The organism is Sphingopyxis sp. (genome assembly GCF_025869345.1).
Taxonomy (GTDB): domain Bacteria; phylum Pseudomonadota; class Alphaproteobacteria; order Sphingomonadales; family Sphingomonadaceae; genus Sphingopyxis.
The window spans coordinates 1-4,287 of sequence record NZ_JAOZVW010000144.1 but is presented as its reverse complement, the minus strand read 5'-3'; the positions used below and the strand labels follow the sequence as shown (position 1 = coordinate 4,287).

Here is a 4,287-nt window from a genome sequence, read left to right as displayed (position 1 = left end):
ATCTTCCATCCGACTCTGCCCAAAATTTAGGCAAACCCCTGCCTCGCCTGCCTGCCGCGTGAACGATCCGGCGCGTCACCGACGCCAAAACCGCCACAAAATGTCGCCTTCCACCGCGCCCGCGCAATCTGGCACGGCTGTTGCACCGCAACATGATGCCACAAGCAGAAGGGGGCATCATGAAGCTGATCCTGGCTATCATCAAACCGTTCAAGCTCGACGAGGTGCGCGAAGCGCTCACCGCGCTCGGCATCGCCGGCATGACCGTGACCGAGGTCAAGGGGTTCGGCCGGCAAAAGGGGCAGACCGAAATCTACCGCGGCGCCGAATATGCCACCAACATGGTCCCGAAGGTGAAGATCGAGCTCGTCTGCGACGACGCGCTCGCACCGCGGGTCGTCGAGACGCTCCAGCAAAGCGCCGGCACCGGATCGATCGGCGACGGCAAGATTTTCGTCCTCGACGTGGGTCAGGCGGTGCGCATCCGCACCGGCGAGACCGGCGAGGCGGCGCTCTAATGAAGGGGGAAGCTATGAATTTCGCAAACAAGATCGCGGCGGGCGCCGGGGCCGCGGGCCTCGCGCTGTTCGCGGCGCTGCCCGCCTGGGCGCAGGACGCCGCCGCCGCGGCGCCCGCACCGGTCGTCGACAAGGGCGACACCGCCTGGATGATGACCTCGACCGTGCTCGTGCTCGCGATGATCCTGCCGGGCCTCGCGCTCTTCTATGGCGGCCTCACCCGCACCAAGAACATGCTGTCGACGATGACGCAGATCGGCGCGCTCGCCTGCCTCGCGATGATCGTCTGGGTCTGCTACGGCTATGGCCTCGCCTTCGGGCCCGAAGGCAACGCCTTCATCGCCTGGGGCAAGTTCTTCCTCGCCGGCGTGACCCCCGACAGCCTCGCCGACACCTTCTCGGACAGCTTCAAGCTGCCCGAATATGTGTTCATCAGCTTCCAGATGACCTTCGCCGCGATCACCCTCGCGCTGGTCCTCGGCGCGACGGTCGAGCGCATGAAATTCTCGGCCGCGCTCGTCTTCGGCATCATCTGGCTGACGATCGTCTATTTCCCGATCGCGCACATGGTGTGGGCGCCCGGCGGCCTGTTCTTCGATATGGGCGCGCTCGACTTCGCAGGCGGCACCGTGGTGCACATCAACGCGGGCGTCTCGGCGCTCGTCGCCTCGCTGATCCTCGGCAAGCGCATCGGCTATCAGAAGGAAATCATGGCGCCGCACTCGCTGACCCTGACGATGGTCGGCACCGGCCTGCTGTGGGTGGGCTGGTTCGGCTTCAATGCCGGCTCGGCGCTCGAGGCCAATGGCTCGGCCGCGCTCGCGATGATCAACACCTTCGTCGCCACCGCCTCCGCCGCGCTGTTCTGGATGCTCGCCGAAAAGGTTGCGGGCCACAAGCCCTCGGCGCTCGGCTTCTGCTCGGGCGTCATCGCCGGGCTCGTCGCGGTGACCCCGGCGGCGGGCAATTCGGGGCCGTTCGGTGCCATCGTCCTCGGCGCCGTCGCCTCGGTGATCTGCTTCTACACGGTGACCGTCCTCAAGCCGAAGCTCGGCTATGACGACGCGCTCGACGCCTTCGGCATCCACGGCGTCGGTGGCATCGTCGGCGCGATCGGCACCGGCATCGTCTATGCGCCGGGCCTCGGCGGCCCCGGCGGCGCGGATTTCGCCATCGGCCCGCAGCTCGTGACGCAGGTTTCGGCGGTCGGCGGCACGATCATCTGGTCGACCATCGGCACCATCGTCGCGATCTATATCGCCAAAGCGCTCACCGGCCTCCGCGTCAGCGAAGAGGTCGAACGCGAAGGCCTCGACCTCGGCGAACATGGGGAACGCGCCTACAATAATTGACGAGACAGGACACCCGCCGCCGCACGCTCTCCTCTTTCGAAGGACGGCGGGGTCCTACCCAGGTTCCTCCTGCGAACCACTGGCCGGGCGCCTTGGCTCCCGGCCATTTTTTGTGCGCAGCATCGGCGCGATCCCGCGCTTTGCCGGGCCTTTCCAAGCCCCCCGAATGACTGCACAAAATTTCAGCTTGGGTGCCGCAAATTTAGTCTTTGCAACATGACATTAATATGGCATTCAGTCTGCCATGAGTTTCAGGAGGGGAGAGCCTGAAAGGCTGGGCCGGGACGAAAGTTCCGGCCCTCTTTTTTTGCCTTGAACGCATCGGCCCTGGAAATCCGTGGTTTTTCGCTTGGCCGGGCGGTCCGCCCATCGATTCGCCGATCGCCGAATCCTCCCAGCGGATCGCGCTTTTCTCAGGCGCCGCGCTTTTTTGTTTCACGCGAAGGCGCGAAGAAGAAGATACCGGCCGACGGGCCCCTAATCATATCAATCCCAGCGGTATGAGGCGGCGATGACATAGAGAGCCGCTTCGCGGTAAATACCGCCTCTTCGCGCCTTCGCGCCTTCGCGTGAACCCAACTGACGCCACCTCGACGGCAGACGCCAAGCGATGAGGCTGAACCGGACTCCGCATGACAGACAGGAGAGAAAGCGCAGCCTGTCGTCGCCCCGTTGCAAACCCTTCACCTCAACGCCGCGCCAGCGCCACCTTCACGAAATCGGCGGCGCGTTCGCCGATCATGATGCTCGGCGCGTTGGTGTTGCCGCTGACGAGGCGCGGCATCACGCTCGCGTCGGCGACCCACAGCCCCTCGATCCCGTTCAGCTTCAGCGCCGGATCGACCACCGCGTCGGCGTCGCTCCCCATCCGGCACGTGCCCACAGGGTGATAGACGGTGTCGGCGCGGCTGCGGATCAGCGCGTCGAGCGCCGCATCGTCGCCCAGCTCCACCGGATGCCGATCGGCGCCGGCATAGTCCGACAAGGGCGGCGCGGCGACGATGCGGTGCATCATCCGCACCCCCGCGCGCAGCGTCGCCATATCGCGCTCGTCGGTCAGGAAGCCGGGATCGATCAGCGGCGCGGCCGCCGCATCGCCCGATGCCAGCGTCACGCTCCCCCGGCTCTCGGGCCTCAGCACGCAGGCGTGGCACGAAAAGCCGTGCCCCTTCACCTTGGTCCGCCCATGATCTTCGAGCATCGCGGGGACGAAATGATATTGCACGTCGGGCGCGGGCAGGTCGGGCCGCGATTTCCAGAAGCCCCCCGCCTCGGCAAAGCAGGTCGTCATGATCCCGGTGCGCCGGGTGCGGTGCTCGAGGATCGCCTTCACCATCCGCCACGTCCCCGACAGGCTGTCGCCGAACGGATCGGCCGAACGCGTCTCCCAGCTCGACACATAATCGATATGATCCTGCAGATTCGCGCCGACGCCGTCGCGGCCGAGGACGACATCGATCCCTTTGTCCTTCAGATGCGCGGCCGGGCCGATCCCCGACAGCATCAATATCTGCGGGCTGCCGAACGCCCCCGCCGACAGGATCACCCCGCCGCGTGCCTTCAACGTCTCGCGCTTCGATCCGCGCCGGATCACCACCCCCGTCGCCCGCCCGTCCTCGACGACGATCTTCTCGACCAGCGCGCCGGTGCGCACCGTGAAATTGGCCCGCTCGCGCAGCGGCTCGACATAGGCGCGCGCCGCCGACCAGCGCTCGCCCGCCTTCTGCGTTACCTGATAGAGGCCGAAACCTTCCTGGCTCGCGCCGTTGAAATCGGCCGTGCGCGGCAGTTGCAGCGCCGCCGCGCTCTCGATGAAGCGCCGGCTCGTCACATTGGGCCAGCGCTGGTCCATGACGTTCAGCGGTCCGTCGCCGCCGTGGAAATCATCGGCGCCGCGCTCATTGCCTTCGCTGCGCTTGAAGAAGGGCAGCACGTCGGCATAGCTCCACCCCGTCGCGCCGAGCGCCGCCCATTGATCGTAATCGAAGGCGTGGCCGCGGATATAGACCATTGCGTTGATCGCGCTCGACCCGCCGAGCCCGCGCCCGCGCGGCTGATATCCGGTGCGGCCGTTCAGCCCCTTTTGCGGCACCGTTTCATATTGATAGTTCGAGGCCTTGGGGATGAAGGGCATGAAGCCCGGCGTCTTGACCCGGATCGTATCGTTGCGCCCGCCCGCCTCGACCAGGCACACGCTGCGCGTCCCGTCCCCGGCGAGCCGCCCCGCCGCCGCGCTCCCCGCGCTGCCGCCGCCGATGACGATGATGTCGAACTGATCCATATACCGCTCCCCTCGCCACCCGTCCGGTGGTCATTCGCGACTTACATGAATGTCATTAGGGAGCGAGGCAAGACCCATTTCCGTCACCCCGGACTTGATCCGGGGTCCCGCTCGGCGACGCCTGAAAAGCGGGACC

The 4,287-nt window shown here is 66.2% G+C and carries 3 protein-coding genes; 2 read left to right on the top strand and 1 reads right to left on the bottom strand.

Translation table 11 applies throughout. The features are described 5' to 3' along the window. Positions 1-179: 179 nt before the first annotated feature. A complete protein-coding gene (locus OJI97_RS15645; protein WP_257545498.1) occupies positions 180-518 on the top strand; it encodes a P-II family nitrogen regulator in 339 nt (112 codons plus the stop codon). A 14-nt stretch (positions 519-532) separates the two neighbouring features. Further along, complete coding sequence (locus OJI97_RS15640; RefSeq protein ID WP_297664992.1) at positions 533-1,870, top strand: ammonium transporter; 1,338 nt, start codon at positions 533-535, stop codon at positions 1,868-1,870. Between the two features lie 688 nt (positions 1,871-2,558). Here the strand turns inward: OJI97_RS15640 and OJI97_RS15635 are convergent. Continuing rightward, positions 2,559-4,151, bottom strand: a complete 1,593-nt coding sequence (locus tag OJI97_RS15635) for a GMC family oxidoreductase (protein WP_297664990.1) — start codon at positions 4,149-4,151, stop codon at positions 2,559-2,561. Between the last annotated feature and the right edge of the window lie 136 nt (positions 4,152-4,287).

Excerpts from the sequence above, each read along its gene's own strand:
- OJI97_RS15645 (WP_257545498.1), top strand. The coding sequence starts at position 180 with ATGAAGCTGATCCTGGCTATCATCAAACCGTTCAAGCTCGACGAGGTG.
- OJI97_RS15640 (WP_297664992.1), top strand. The coding sequence starts at position 533 with ATGAATTTCGCAAACAAGATCGCGGCGGGCGCCGGGGCCGCGGGCCTC.
- OJI97_RS15635 (WP_297664990.1), bottom strand. The coding sequence starts at position 4,151 with ATGGATCAGTTCGACATCATCGTCATCGGCGGCGGCAGCGCGGGGAGC.